The sequence below is a fragment of the Catenovulum agarivorans YM01 genome (assembly GCF_000281085.1).
GTDB classification, from domain to species: domain Bacteria; phylum Pseudomonadota; class Gammaproteobacteria; order Enterobacterales; family Alteromonadaceae; genus Catenovulum; species Catenovulum agarivorans.
In genome coordinates this window covers 131273-145604 of sequence record NZ_JH767524.1, presented here as the reverse complement: position 1 = coordinate 145604, position 14332 = coordinate 131273, and the positions used below count along the sequence as shown (strand labels likewise).

Annotated in this window: 14 protein-coding genes; 7 read left to right on the top strand and 7 right to left on the bottom strand. The window is 40.0% G+C overall.

All coding sequences use genetic code 11. From position 1 onward, the window contains the following. Positions 1–48 precede the first annotated feature (48 nt). Complete coding sequence (gene rph / locus WSC_RS0106830; protein WP_016955176.1) at positions 49–762, top strand: ribonuclease PH; 714 nt, start codon at positions 49–51, stop codon at positions 760–762. A gap of 12 nt (positions 763–774) precedes the next feature. After that, positions 775–1428, top strand: a complete 654-nt coding sequence (gene pyrE, locus WSC_RS0106825; protein WP_016955175.1) for an orotate phosphoribosyltransferase — start codon at positions 775–777, stop codon at positions 1426–1428. Positions 1429–1472: 44 nt separating this feature from the next. On the opposite strand, the gene WSC_RS22060 is transcribed toward pyrE, so the two are convergent. The 4 genes from WSC_RS22060 to bioH all read right to left on the bottom strand — a co-directional run bounded on the left by WSC_RS22060 (position 1473) and on the right by bioH (position 4631). Next, positions 1473–2474 carry a phospholipase A gene (locus WSC_RS22060; protein ID WP_016955174.1) on the bottom strand — a complete coding sequence of 334 codons (1002 nt, stop codon included), beginning with the start codon at positions 2472–2474 and terminating at the stop codon, positions 1473–1475. A 72-nt stretch (positions 2475–2546) separates the two neighbouring features. Further along, positions 2547–3518, bottom strand: coding sequence for a putative metalloprotease CJM1_0395 family protein (locus tag WSC_RS0106815; RefSeq protein WP_016955173.1), 972 nt, complete (start codon positions 3516–3518; stop codon positions 2547–2549). Positions 3519–3524: 6 nt separating this feature from the next. Further along, a complete protein-coding gene (locus WSC_RS0106810) occupies positions 3525–3803 on the bottom strand; it encodes a hypothetical protein (protein WP_016955172.1) in 279 nt (92 codons plus the stop codon). Positions 3804–3878: 75 nt separating this feature from the next. Then, positions 3879–4631, bottom strand: a complete 753-nt coding sequence (gene bioH, locus WSC_RS0106805) for a pimeloyl-ACP methyl ester esterase BioH (protein WP_016955171.1) — start codon at positions 4629–4631, stop codon at positions 3879–3881. On the opposite strand from bioH, the gene WSC_RS0106800 reads away from it, so the two are divergent. Further along, a complete protein-coding gene (locus tag WSC_RS0106800; protein WP_016955170.1) occupies positions 4630–5379 on the top strand; it encodes a ComF family protein in 750 nt (249 codons plus the stop codon). The genes bioH and WSC_RS0106800 overlap by 2 nt on opposite strands. 593 nt (positions 5380–5972) lie before the next feature. Here WSC_RS0106800 and WSC_RS22055 read toward each other — a convergent pair. Next, a complete protein-coding gene (locus WSC_RS22055; protein WP_016955169.1) occupies positions 5973–8501 on the bottom strand; it encodes a M14 family zinc carboxypeptidase in 2529 nt (842 codons plus the stop codon). Positions 8502–8618: 117 nt separating this feature from the next. Between WSC_RS22055 and nfuA the strand changes: the two genes are divergently transcribed. Both nfuA and WSC_RS22050 read left to right on the top strand, forming a co-directional pair. After that, positions 8619–9215 carry a Fe-S biogenesis protein NfuA gene (gene nfuA / locus WSC_RS0106790; RefSeq protein ID WP_016955168.1) on the top strand — a complete coding sequence of 199 codons (597 nt, stop codon included), beginning with the start codon at positions 8619–8621 and terminating at the stop codon, positions 9213–9215. Between the two features lie 22 nt (positions 9216–9237). After that, positions 9238–9501 (top strand): hypothetical protein, encoded by a 264-nt coding sequence (locus WSC_RS22050; RefSeq protein ID WP_016955167.1) that lies wholly within the window; start codon positions 9238–9240, stop codon positions 9499–9501. Here WSC_RS22050 and WSC_RS0106780 read toward each other — a convergent pair. Beyond that, a complete protein-coding gene (locus WSC_RS0106780; RefSeq protein ID WP_157447208.1) occupies positions 9467–10747 on the bottom strand; it encodes an MATE family efflux transporter in 1281 nt (426 codons plus the stop codon). The two genes, WSC_RS22050 and WSC_RS0106780, sit on opposite strands and share 35 nt — an antisense overlap. Here WSC_RS0106780 and WSC_RS0106775 point away from each other — a divergent pair. Then, on the top strand, positions 10710–11855 hold the full coding sequence (locus WSC_RS0106775) for a polysaccharide deacetylase family protein (protein ID WP_157447207.1): 1146 nt from the start codon (positions 10710–10712) through the stop codon (positions 11853–11855). The two genes, WSC_RS0106780 and WSC_RS0106775, sit on opposite strands and share 38 nt — an antisense overlap. Position 11856: 1 nt before the next feature. On the opposite strand, the gene WSC_RS22045 is transcribed toward WSC_RS0106775, so the two are convergent. Then, complete coding sequence (locus WSC_RS22045) at positions 11857–12735, bottom strand: transglutaminase-like domain-containing protein (RefSeq protein ID WP_157447206.1); 879 nt, start codon at positions 12733–12735, stop codon at positions 11857–11859. Between the two features lie 235 nt (positions 12736–12970). Here WSC_RS22045 and WSC_RS0106765 point away from each other — a divergent pair, with 235 nt between their 5' ends. Continuing rightward, positions 12971–14323 carry a surface lipoprotein assembly modifier gene (locus WSC_RS0106765; RefSeq protein ID WP_016955163.1) on the top strand — a complete coding sequence of 451 codons (1353 nt, stop codon included), beginning with the start codon at positions 12971–12973 and terminating at the stop codon, positions 14321–14323. Positions 14324–14332: the final 9 nt, after the last annotated feature.

Genomic DNA, 14332 nt, shown 5'->3' with positions numbered 1-14332 from the left:
GCATATTTCGGTATAATGTCGCCAATTCAAAATTGACAGGAGAGTTTCATGCGCCCAAGTGGTCGAACGTCTAGCCAAATACGCCCTATTACTATCACCCGTGGTTTTACCAAACATGCTGAAGGTTCAGTATTAATTGAGTTTGGTGAAACTAAAGTTATTTGTACCGCTTCAGTTGTTGAAGGTGTACCAAGATTTATGAAAGGTAAAGGTGAAGGTTGGATCACTGCTGAATATGGCATGTTACCTCGCTCAACTCATACGCGTTGTGATCGTGAAGCCGCTCGTGGTAAACAAGGTGGTCGTACATTAGAAATTCAACGATTAATCGGTCGTGCATTACGTGCTGCGGTTGATTTAAAAGCATTAGGTGAAAACACCATAACTTTGGATTGTGATGTTATTCAAGCTGATGGTGGCACACGTACGGCTTCTATCACAGGCGCTTGTGTTGCTTTGGTTGATGCTTTAGCGCATATGCGTAGCAAAGGGATTCTAAAAACCAATCCATTAAAACACATGATTGCGGCAATTTCTGTTGGTGTATACAAAGGCCAAGTAATAGCTGATTTAGAATACTTAGAAGACTCAGATGCTGAAACAGACATGAATGTAGTTATGGCTGAAAACGGCAAATTAATTGAAGTTCAAGGCACTGCTGAAGGCGAACCGTACAGCTTTGAAGAAATGCAGGAAATGATGGAATACGCGCGCCTTGCATTAAAAGAAATTTTTGATATCCAAAAAGCTGCTTTAGCTTAAGAGGTGACAGAAATGCAAGATTACAAAAAAGCTTTTATTGAATTTGCTTTGTCTCGCGGTGTACTTAAATTCGGTGAGTTTACCCTAAAATCAGGTCGTACTAGTCCATACTTTTTCAACGCAGGTTTATTTAAAACCGGTGGTGATTTAGCGCAACTTGGTCGTTTTTATGCCGCAGCCTTGCAAGATAGTGGGGTTAAATTTGACGTGTTATTTGGCCCAGCTTACAAAGGTATTCCTATTGCAAGCGCAACTAGCATAGCTTTGTTTGATAGCTATCAAAAAGATGTACCTTACTGTTTTAACCGTAAAGAGAAAAAAGATCACGGTGAAGGTGGTACTTTAGTCGGTTCTGATTTAGTCGGCGACATTATGTTGGTTGATGATGTGATCACAGCTGGCACTGCAATTCGTGAATCAATGGAGATTATTCAGCAGCAAGGTGCAAACTTATCTGGTGTGCTAATCGCATTAGATCGCCAAGAAAAAGGTAAAGGCGAATTGTCAGCTATCCAAGAAGTAGAAAGAGACTTCGGCACACAAGTTATCTCAATTATTCAATTAACCGATTTAATTGAATATTTAAAACAAAATAGCCAAGACGCACAAAGCCAAAGTAACTTAGAAAAAGTTCAGGCGTACCGCGCTCAATACGGCATCGCCTAGTTAATCCCCGAGAAAACAAGGTAGTATTGACTACCTTGTTTTTATTAAAACCAGTCTGCAAGTAAAAAGCCTAAGCTCACGCGATTAACTTTGTGATTGTAATCAATTAAAGCTTCACCATAACCAGTTGAATATTGTACGAATCCTTTTAATTGACTCACGGGCAGTGGGAAACTCCAATTGAGCTCAAGATAACCTTTATTTTTGGTTGTGTTTAAGTTGTTGCGTAGCTTAGTTGAAAAAGTATGTTTACCGACCTTATACGCAGCAGATAAATCAAATTTCCCCATATAGTGGTCAGTCGAAGTATCATGCACTTTTAGATGATCCCCCGGCATGCGTATCCAAGGCCTGAAGGCGATTAACCAGTTTTTATCGCTGAACATTAAGTGAAAGATCACCCGATTCCAACCAAGCGAAAAATTATTAGAGCGGCCATTTGATTGATGGTTAAACGAAACACCAAAACTATCTATAGGTAAACCGAATAAACTAGGTGGTTGTTTATTGTCAAAATCTAACATCCACATTATTTCTGGCTCGTAATTGTTTTCGCGAAAGGGTTTTGATGCGTGTTTATTATAAAGTTGCCAAAATGACAGTTGGGTATAGTTCATGCTAATCACATCATTATCCATCAAGACATTTTTTGCCAAAGGTAACTTAAAACTAATTTGGAACTTTACTTCAACATCATCAATGCTAATACCTTCTTTTGGACTATTGAACAAAATGTTTGGATTGACTGGATTTTGTTTGGGATTGTAACTGAGCGGCAAAAAATAACTCGGGCGATATGATTGCATAATAAACGGCGTATCTGAGGTGGCTTTTTCGAGTTCTCGCCGCTCTTTTTGTAACGATTTTTGTTTGTTTTGTTGGCTTTTCGCATCAAAACAGGCAAGGCGTTTTTCATTGTTAGTAATTTCACTACAAGGTTTTTGTAGCTGCGGACCAATTGCGCTGGCGAGCGTGCTTGCTTGAACGCTTGAAAGCCATGATGCGCAAAATGCAATTGCTAGATAAAATTGTTTTGAGATAGCCATCCTAACCTATTATTTCAATTGAATTTATCCTAAGTATAGCAAGAAATTTTGTACACGAAAGGTCAACAGGCCCTAGGCGTAACGGGTAAAATGAGTGGATTGTGGCACACTTGTGCTGTTGTAAAACTTCTGTATGCGCAATGCACGCGCACTGACGCTTGGGTCGTAATCTTCTGTGCGCGGTTGTACTGTCTCTTCAATATTTAAACTTTGTTTTGGTTCAAAGTTAGGAATGGCATCTTTCACCCCAAAGATGGTTGCAATTGCTTCAGCTTGATTGATTTCTCTATTGGCTGCAACGCCATCAACTTGAGTTGGCTCAGCCACTTTGCTGACACTTTGAATTTCTTCAATTTGTTCTTGCTGTAAATCAGCGCGAGCTTGCTGGGCTTTTTGTGCCGCTTCATTGGCAACACGTCTATCCGCAGCTGATGGTTCTGCTGGGGCTAACGCAGCGCGTTGCACTTGCTCCATTTTACGAATGGTCGCTTGTGGATCATTTTGAACTTTTGAAACATCAATTTTTACTTCGCCGCCAACCGCATAGCTTTTGCCATCGGGTCCTCGCTCAAATTCGTAACTAGGAGAACCAGCATATTGGCCACCAATATTAGCGTGTGCTTGTTCGTGGGTTCTAACTTCACGATCACGTTTTTCTAAATCATCAACTTTTTGCTGTTCACCTCCGGATAATTGTTGTCCATCCGAGCCTTTTTGTTGTTTAGCTTGTTGTTGATTTTGGTCTGTCGTTTGTTTTTCGGAATTATCTTCAGTTGGATTATCTTCTGAATGATCTTTGGCATGGCGCTGTTCAATATGCTGTTCATGGCGCTCATGTTTTATAAATTCGTAGGTAACTGGTTGATTGGCCCTTGCTTGGGCACGTTCACGCTCTGAGCCTACACCAGATTCTTTAGCTGACTGCTCGTTTTCAGTGGCTTGGGTAATAGCATCACGTGACAAAGCTTCTTTGCGCGCCGCTTCAGTTTGCGGGTTGGCAATATTCAAGTTAATGTTAACTGGAAACTGAGTCACAATGTTCATTGCGAGTTAAACCTTAATATCAATAATGCTGCCTAAAACTTCGTTTTCAGTTTGCAAAGCTTTAATGTTAGCACTAGCTAAATTTTTATCTTCAACTAAACCGACTAAACTATCAGTAGTAGATGGCGCTGAAGTTGTTTGTTGGTTTTGCTCGGCGTCCGCTTGAGTCGGCAAGCTATTATCGCGAATATTTCGCGCATGTTCTGTTATGCCGTCACTGCTTTTCTGTAAACCTTGCAAACTGCTTTGCAAAGCACCAGATAAAGACCCAGATGAAATTTCCATCAAACCACCTCAACTACTCAACCAATGCTTAATTATTAATCAAAATGGGTTGGAAATAAAGCTGTAAACGACAAATTAACCATTGAGCAGCGTCTGCAAATATTTACAAAATTCATCAGCATGTGAAATAAACGGCGCATGTGACGCTTTGTCAAACACATAACTCGTACTTTGTGGGTGTAAGTCCTCGATTTGGCTGATAGCCGCTTTTGGCACTAAGCTGTCTAATTTGCCATATAGACGATAGGTTGGCGCAGCTATTTGCTGAATTTTCCCACGTAAATCAGCTGTTTGTAATATGACTAATCCAGCGGCGAGTGCTTCTGCATTTGGCTCTTCACAGGTCAGTAATAAGGCTTTTAAAGTCTTGATATCTTGTTTTGCATCCGCGCTGCCCATGGCTTGGATGGCTAAGAATCTTTCTAAGGTTTTTTTATAGTCTAATTTTAATTGCTGCTGAAAGTTGCTTAGTACTTTATTTTGTATGCCCGGCCAGTTGTCGCTAGCTGCAAAAAACGGTGAAGATCCAACTAGTACTAGCTGATCTACCAACTCTGGTTGAGAGATGGCAATTTGCTGCGCTACTAAACCACCTAGTGACCAACCAAGGATCATTCCAGGAGTTTGCATTTGAGTAGCAACTTGTTGGCTGATTTCAGCTAGGTTATAGTTAGTTGGCAATTGATTGATACTATTGCCATAACCGGGTAAATCGAGTGCGATTAGCGGCCGCTTGGTTTTTTGACTTAATTGCTCAAATGTCGGTTGCCAGACTGCACGGTTCATACCCCAACCGTGTATAAAATAAATTGGATGATTATTTGCCATGGAACTGCAAAACTACTTTAATGGATTTAAAAAATTATCGGCTATTTTAACACAAGTTCATAAAAAGCTACCTAGTCGATGTTTAGCTTGTAACAGTGCAACTCAAGCACGACATTTAGTTTGCCAATATTGTGTTAACGACTGGCAGCAAGGTGCTAATTATTTAGCTTGGTCGGATATAACCACTTTGTTAGATGCACAAAAAAGCATGCAAATTGACGAACTTGAGCATATTTTTTGTTTGGCTGAACATACAACACCTATTGCTAATTTAATTACTCAATACAAATATCAGCGTGATTTAACGGCGCGCACCGCATTGTCACAACTTTTATCTGCAAGTTTTGCCGATAGTGAGTTATCGCAGCTTGGCGATTTATCTAAGTTCGATTATTTAATTCCTGTACCTATGCATTATTCGGCCCTGTGGTTTCGTGGGTTTAATCAGTCTGCATGGTTGGCGCAACAGTTTAGCATCTATAGCCAAGTACCTGTTCTACATGCACTGCAAAAAACTAAAGCTACTAAACATCAAGCTAAATTAACCGGTCAAGCACGCAGATTACATAAACAAGATATTTATGCGGTTAAGTCACAGTTTATTCAGCAAGTTAAGGAGAAACGTTTATTGCTGGTAGATGATGTTATTACCACGGGTGCAACGCTGAATTCATTGGCTGCTTGTTTATTGGAATATGAAGTTGCGAGTGTATCGGCGGTCACGGTTAGTTGGGCGAAATTGGGTTAAATGCTCTGGCAATTTCTGTATATTGCACCTCACAACCAGCGACAAGATTAGGGTTCACGGGCTTGAAAGCTCGGGGCAATTCACCAAACGCTTCGAGCCATCCGTGGTCGCTCGCCGATTACATCCATGTAATCGGAGGTTGGCTCATTGTCCCTAACTCCCAATCCCTAATTTGGCATTTTCGTAGTTTTCGGAGCTGGAAAATGCAGCGATACATATGTGAGGAAAGTGTTAGAGCAATAACTTAGAGCAAAATTTCTTTTTCAGGGATGAAAAAGCGAAGCGTACAGGGATTGTATTCACAGCGGTTTTGCGAAAGTTATGCTCTGGCGATTTCCTGAAATCGAGTCGCTGGTTGAAGGTGTTTGTCAACCAGCGATAAAGTTGTCGGGATAGGTGGTTTAGGTGATTTTCACAAAACTTCCAAACGGTAGGGATACCGTTTGAGAGCGTGCCATGGATGGCCTCGCAGCGATTTTGTGAAAATCACCTAAATTACCTTGACCTTCTATGCCTCGATTATTCAAGCAATTCCCGCATATTGTCCCTAACTCTCAATCCCTCATTTGGCATTTTGCGCGCTGACAATAAAATTAATCAATCAACTCGGCAAAAAACAAACTATTGGTGAGTATTTTAGCTGTCTCCAACCAATAACCACGGAATATAGGGTTATCACTAAAAGCAATGACTCGGCCTTGGCCATATTTATGGCTGGTAACTGCGACACTGTTGCGAATATGGCTGATGTTTTCCGGGCTAGCATATCCAGCGATTAAAGGTTTATCAGAGTAGTGCGCCACGTCGGCAAATGCTGTGTTTGATTCCAGCAAAACCACTCGGTCGTTGCGGAATAAACTTAATGCTTTATTAATGCGGCCAAATCCAAGCGGGTGGGTGTTGTCTATTTCACCACTAAAAACAGTGCCGGATATGCGCATTTCGCTGTAAAACTTTTCTTTATCAACATAATCATAATTTTGTTTAAAAGGTGAAGTTAAATCACGCTCTGACAAATAATCATTTTTAATTAATTGATTTTGGCTTGCCCACACAGTAGCCCGTTTAGTGGTAATTAAAGTGCCACCTTGTTCAACCCATTGTTTGATTTGTTCAGTTTGGCTGGTGGTTAAATTTTGATACTGGCCATCAACTAAATACAAATGGCTAAAATCTTTTAATGGCCACTTTGTATCCGAAGCGCCAGTCAACATCATCAGTGGCAGTTTTATTTTTTTATCCAACCAATACCAAAATTCGCCCACTTCAGTTTGTTGAACCCAAGGCGCAGCTAACGTGGCCACTTTTGGCAACTGTATTAGCTGCATTTTGTCGCTACCTAAATCTGGCCCTTCGGGTGTATGTGCTGTTGTTAGATTCGTGATGGTTAAATTGTACTGGCCAATCAGCTGTTTAAAGTTTTGCAGTGATTGCTGTGAATTATCAGATTGTAAAATTAATAAACTGCCAGCAGCAAAGTTTTGACTACCATTTGGGGTTACGCCTTTAAAAGCTGCTTTTGCGACTCTAACTTGTATTTGTTGCCTGAGCAACTCAGCTAAAATATGGCGGTTGTCGCCGTCGCGCCAATCTAACAAATAACCGACCGCATCAGTTTTATAGTCGTTGGGCTGAGTTATTTTGTTTGGTTGACGATTAATATCCCAAGCTTGTTTGTGTGCTTTAACCCCAAAGAATCGCCCTTCAATTGTATGATGCTCTAGGCCATAAGCTAAAGCTATGTTCCAGTTAGTTACATCGTAAAATGTGTGGTCGTTAAACTCAGTTTGTTGGCTAAATATACTTTTTATTAGGCGGTATTGTGCCTGTTGTACAGGTATCCAAAAACTGGTGTTTTTATAAAAAGTGAGCTGCTCATTCGCTTGGTAGTCTTGTTCTAATGGATAGACTTTTATTTGATGTGCGGCCATTAACTGTAAAAAGTCATCCAGACTATGTTGGTCGTATTGCGCTTGCACTAAGTAACCCGATACTTTGTCTTTTTGTGCTTGTTTAATATTGTCGCGGAAAAAATCTTGCTGAAAATCAATCAAAGCCTGACGTTTGGCATTGGCTGCACGGATCATGGAAATTACCCCAGTCATTTGATTATCAACAGTTTGGGCAAAGGTTAATAAACCATTGCTGGTTTCAATTTGTTGCCCTTGGCTTTGAGCTTGTTCTAGCAATATGCCTAAGCCACCTTGTAAATCAGGGTAGGTCGAGCCTTTGCCTATATAAAAGTCATCAAAGTTTTCTTCGCTATAAAATAGCTTGTTCTGTTGGTCGAAAGCACGAGCTGTATAGTCGGATAAAGCTTTGGTTAGTGTGATATTGTCTTCAGGTGTTAATGGGTTAATGCGTGCTTGCACACCAGGCTGGAAGAAGTAACTTTGATTAGACTGCATTTCGTGAAAATCAGCCAATACATTGGGTTTCCATTTGTGGTATTCAGCTAAACGCGCTTGGCTTTCAACTTGGGTTTGTGGCAGCCAATCACGATTCAAATCAAACCAATAATGATTGCCACGGGCGGTTGGCCATTCTTGAGTGTTTTTTGCATGTTCTGCATGCTTGCTTGGGTATTGGCTATAAAATGCATTTGCCCACGTCGCATAGCGGTCAAAGCCATCAGGATTGGCTACGACTTCAAATAACAATACGCTGTTATTTAGCCAAGATTGTATTTCTTGTTGTTGGCTACTAATTAAATAATGAATGATTTTTATTGCCGCGTGTGGACCACTTGGTTCGTCGCCATGACTGGCAAAGCTTAACCAGATAATAGCAGGTAAATTTTTGCTATTGAGGCGAGTTGCGTAAGGATTACTCAGTTGTTCGTGGCGGATACGAATTTCATCCAAATTTTGAATATTTTGCTGAGAGGATACTGCCAATAAATAAAGAGGTCGGCCTTCTTCACTCCAACCAAACTGGATTAATTTAGTGTTGGCACTATTTTGTGCAACATGATTGAGGTAATTAGTGATTTGACTAAAGCGCAGGTGTTTGTCTGCTTTGTAGCTCGGGATATATTGTTCTGGACTGATAACATTGGCGGAAATGCTGACGCTGAAAATACAGGTTAAAAAAACAACGAAAAAATGGCTCAAGCGGCTCAAAGTTAGGCTCCGACGGAACAATTTGACTTAGTTAGGCAAACTATACAGTTTCTTAGCCAATATTCAATTTTTGCGGTATGATATGGCTATTTCTTGAGTAAAATAGTCAGGTACTTTATGAGCGACTCAAAGCTATTAGTTTCTATTTCTGAATCGGCCCAATCTCATTTTGCCCGCTTGTTAGAAAACCAAGCAGAAGGCACACAAATTCGCATTTTTGTTGTTAATCCAGGTACACCTAATGCTGAATGTGGTGTTTCGTATTGCCCACCTGATGCGGTTGAAGACAAAGACTTAAAATACAGCTACCAAGGTTTTGATGCGGTGGTTGACCCAGATTCAGCACCATATCTTGAAGACGCTGAAATTGACTTTGTCGCTGATCAAATGGGTTCACAATTAACCTTAAAAGCGCCAAATGCAAAAATGCGTAAAGTTAGCGAAGGTGCAAGCTTAATTGAACGTGTAGAGTACGTCTTGGTTAGCGAAGTGAATCCACAATTAGCTAACCATGGTGGTAAAGTTGATATTATGGAAATCACAGATGACGGTGTTGCTATATTGCAATTCGGCGGCGGTTGTAACGGTTGTTCTATGGTTGATGTGACGCTAAAAGAAGGCATCGAAAAACAATTGTTAGAAAAATTTGCAGGTGAGTTGACTGGCGTGCGCGATATTACAGAGCACAAATCTGGCGACCACTCTTATTATTAACAACTGCTAAAAATACTTAATAATGCACTGGAGCGACAAACTCAGCCAAAACCCCAAACGCAGCTGGCGTGTGTTTTTAATCGGCTTAGCTTTGTTTTGGTTATGCGCCAGTGCATTTATTTTTATCTCTAACATTCCAACAATACTCTTATATCCATTACTGGCGATTTTACTAATTGCTTTTGCTTTAGCTGTTTACGGTTATGTTGGCATATTTGCCACACGAATAGCTAACTTGCGCTTTCATAAAGCTAAATATAAAGAGTTATTTTCCGAGCAAGAGTAATGCCTCTGGTTAACATCATGGCATGCAGGGCAATCCATAAAGCATGATTTGGATTATAACTGTGAATCTCTGCTAGATAATTAGCTGTATACCAAACTGGAAAAAATACCCCAACAACCGACATTAACATGCTATTGCGCATGCTTTTGCTGTCAGCTAAACCAATAAATACTCCGTCCAATAAAAAACACCATACAGCTGTCAGCGGCAAAATGATTATATAAAAACTAAATGCGAGCGCTGCGGTTTTTATCGACTGTATATCTGTCATTAGGCCGATTATGTGCTGGTCAAACCATAAAAACACTAAGCTATAAACAGCGGCTAAAGCTAGGCTTAAATTCATGCCAAGCATAATATTCTGCTTAAGTTTTGTTTTATCGTTTGCACCAAATGTTTTGCCAATTTGCACTTCAGCCGCATAAGCAATGCCGTCCAACCCAAGTGATATCAACATTAAAAAATTCATTAACAAAGCATTGGCAGCTAGTACATCTACGCCAATTCTAGCGCCTTGAAAGGTTAAAAAGACTAAGGCACATTCTAAAGTTAGCGTTCGAATAAGTATGTCGCGATTAACTGCTAGAAATTGGCGGAAGTTTATTTTACTTAGGTGCACAAACGAATGATGAATTGAACGATGTAAGTTAGTTGTTACTATCAGCTTAAATGCTATAAGCAGGTAAATAACTAAACCTGTGTACTCAGCCGCTAAGCTTGCCCAAGCAACGCCTTTAACGGCTAAATCAAACACAAATACTAGGATTAAATCTAAAATTACATTAACCAAATTAATTGCAATTTGTGTCAACATGATTGCTTTGGTTTTGCCGTGTGCGAGTAACCAGCCGACTAAAACTAAGTTGATTAAGCTAGCGGGCAGGGCTTGAAAGCGTATAAAAAAGTATTCGCTCGCAGCTTGATTTACTTGCGCGTCTGCTTCGGCAAACCATAACGCGCCTTGCAAAATCCAAGGTTGCAAAATAAGTAATGCTAGGCTAACACCTATTGCAATTGATAAGCCTTGTACCAATAGTTGGCTTGTTTGCAGGGGATTGTTTTTACCAATGGCTTGTGCGGTTAAGCCTGTGGTCGACATGCGTAAAAAACCAAACAACCAAACAACAGCGGTAATAACCGTATTGGCAAGTGCAACGCCCGCTAATAAATAGGCGTGAGGTAAATGGCCTAAGATACTGGTGTCGACAATGCCCAATAAAGGTGTGGTAATATTAGACACTATCATAGGCACTGCAAGTGCCAAATACGCAGTTAAAGAAGGGGAAAGTTGCATGGTTAAATTATTTCAGCGTAGTTGCTTAATTTTATTGGGCTTGGTTGGGCTACAGTTTAGCAAACTTGCCTGCGCAGCTATAGACCCAAGTGCCATAGATAACAGTTTTGTTATTTTGCAGTATCATCATGTTGATGAAACGACGCCTGATGTAACAAGCCTGAGCAATGAAAAATTTATTCAGCATTTGCAGTTAATTGAAAAGCTTGGTTTTACTGTGGTTGATTTGGCTGAGGCGATTGACAGTGTTCGAACAGGTAAAGCATTGCCAGATAAAAGTGTCGCGATTACATTTGATGACGGGTACAAAAATATTGCTGTGCAAGCTTTACCTGAACTTCAAAAACGCGGCTGGCCAGCAACTATTTTTGTTAACCCTGGGTTATTGACAAAAAGCCCTAGTTTTTATTTAACTTGGGATGAATTGAAATATTGGTCGAAACATAAAATGACCATTGCTAATCATGGGTGGGAGCACGATTATTGGGTACGTAACGATGCGGCCACGAATCAAAGTTGGCAACAGAAGATTAAGCAATCTATTACTAAAACAGAGCTGGCGATTGAGCAGCACATTGGTTACAGTAAAAAGCTGGTCGCGTATCCATATGGTGAATACGACACTTGGATACAAGATTGGTTGAAAGCGCAAAAATTAGTTACTTTTGGTCAGCAAAGTGGTGCCGTGGCACAGTTTTCTGATTTTACTGCCTTGCCACGTTTCCCAGCTTCTGGCATTTATGCAGACGAAAAAACCTTAACAACTAAGCTGTTAACGAAAGCCTTGCCGGTGGATTATAACTTGTTGCCATCACCTATTGTACAGCCAAATTCTAACCCACCAAGTTTACAGCTTAAATTATTGACGGCGCCGGTTAATCCGCTGAATTGTTTTATTGGTGGCAAAGCTGAAATGGATTTACAAAAGTTATCTGCTACTGAGTATAAAATCAGCGCAAAACAAAAATTAGAAAAAGGACGCTCGCGCTATAACTGCACCATGCAAACTAAGCAAAACGGGCGCTTTTACTGGTTGTCACAACCTTGGGTCATTGATTAATCTAAGGCATCGACTCTGCACTAAAAGAGCCAGCGTCTATGGCTCTTTTTGATTCAACACCTATCTCTGCGAGCGGCAATACAGCTGGGCCAGTGGGTTCAGCTAACACATAATAATTGCCATCTAATTCGATATATTCGTCCGCTTGTGAATACGGGATTTGCAAACCGACTAATGCGTGATTAGGTAAATAAACCATAACTATGCCTAAATTAGGCACAAAAGCGCGCATAATCGCCGCAAATAAAGTACTTTTACTGTCGCAGTCGCCTTGGTTTTCAAATAATAATTTATTCGGTGGATTAAAGCCTAACCCCATAGATTCGCTGCGACTTTCAAGTGCTGAATAAGGTATGCTTTGTAGCCAGGACAATAAAAAATTAATTGAATCACGGGTGATATAACCTGATAGTTCTTGTGGAACTTGCTCAACAATAGGCTGAACAAACTCAAGTGACTCTTTGGCAATACGCATATGGTCTGGTTTGATAACTTGATTACCAAAAGCATTAGTCATTTGGCTATAGGTGTTTTGCTCAAGGTAGGTTTGTTGTGCTTGATATTGGATTTGTAGTAGATGTTGCATGAGTTCATGTGGTTGTTCATCTTGACTACCATAAGCAACAATTTTTATGTCATTAGGCCGAGAAATTAGTTTCACTCGTTGTTTTTTATTTGGCCAACTAACCAGAGCTTTTTGCATACTAACGTAAACATATCTTTGTGCTAAATGGGGTTGGTAGAGTTTGAATTTTCTAAATAAACCAAATAGTTGTCTATTGTCGAGGGCGAAGCTGAGTTGTAACTTTTGTTGTTGGTGGTTTAGCCACACATAGTTGAATTGGGTTTGCTGACCTTGTTTAAGTTTTTCAAACGCCAATTGTTTGCCACTTAAATCATGTGAGTAGCAAAATATTAATCCGATGAGAATAAAAATAATGTGACGCAACTATCAGCCTTTAGGTTTACTTATGAACTAGATTAACAAATACTTAGCTCTATCATTGTCTATTTTGTTTGCCTACACTTATACTGTTAGTTTAATAGTAATTATTGGGAAATCCAGCAATCACTCGATTGCGAACAAACTAGGCTATCCACTAGGGATATATTCAATGTTTTCGACAGCGAAAAATCTTAAAAAAATTGTATATCTGGGCTTATTGTTGTGTGCCCATACGGCAAATGCACAAACGGATGATCGTAAATATCTTATAAAACTTGTTGAAGCAGGTTTATACCAAGATGCTTTTGAGTTGGCTGAATCTTTGTTTGATCAATATGCGGGTGATTCAGATTTTGATTATTTATACGGGTTGGCTGCACGGCAAATTGGTATGCACCAAGAAGCGATATTTGCTTTTGAGCGTGTGGTAATTAATCGCCCGAACAACCTAAACGCACGATATGCGCTGGCAGTCGCTTATTTTGAAGTTAATAACTTGGTGGCTTCTAAACGTGAATTTGTCAATCTACTTAAACTGAAACCAACCGCAAAAGTAACTGAACAGGCCGAACGGTATCTGCTATTAATAGATAAAAAAAGTGAACAGCTAGATCCGGTTTGGTCTGGTTATGCAGGTTTGGCTCTAGGATATGATTCTAATGCCAATTCAGGTTTGGGCGACGAATTGTATCCTATACCTGTTGCTGGGGTTGGTATTTTTGATCTACAGTTTCCAGTTGAATCAGATAGTTTTAGTAAATTTGATGCAAATGTTGCATACCGTTATCCAACAGCTAAATTTAACGCTTGGTTTGCTAGCGCTAATGTCTCGCATACGCAAAATAGTAAATTGACTGACTTTAATAAATCCAATTTAGATTTAGCCGCCGGTTACAATTATAAACTGGGGGCGATGCAACTGCGAGCAAATGCGTTTGCTCAGGCATTTTGGTATGGTGGTGAGAAATATCACGACATGCTGGCCGTAATGGGTAGCGCGAATTTATCCATCAGTGAAAGTACTAGTGTTCAGTTGTCTGGCAACTACTCAATGATCAACAACGCGGTAAACGATAATTTAGATATCAACAGCGCAACCCTTCGTCTCCAATATATTAAACAGTTAAACAATGCTAGGTTAGCTATTGGTACGTCATTTAGAGATGAAAATGTTAAGAGTTTTACTGAACAATCTCAGCAGTACGAACGAACTATTAATGGTATTTCCGCCAGTTGGATGCAAAAATTTGAGTCTTGGGGCATGCTACGTTTAAGTTGGCAATACCAACAAGCAGAACATCAGCATTTAAATTTAAGTTTTAAAAATCTTGATGGTGTGTCACCGTTTTTTGCTGAAAAGCGCAAAGATCACAATATCATTTACCAATTGGGTTATGAATATCCATTTGCAAATAATTGGACTTGGCGTACCCAAGCCAGAATTAGTCGTAAAAACAGTAACCAATATGTCTATAGCTTTGATCGTAATGTCGTGAACAGCGGTATTCGATATACGTTTTAGTGCAGAGGT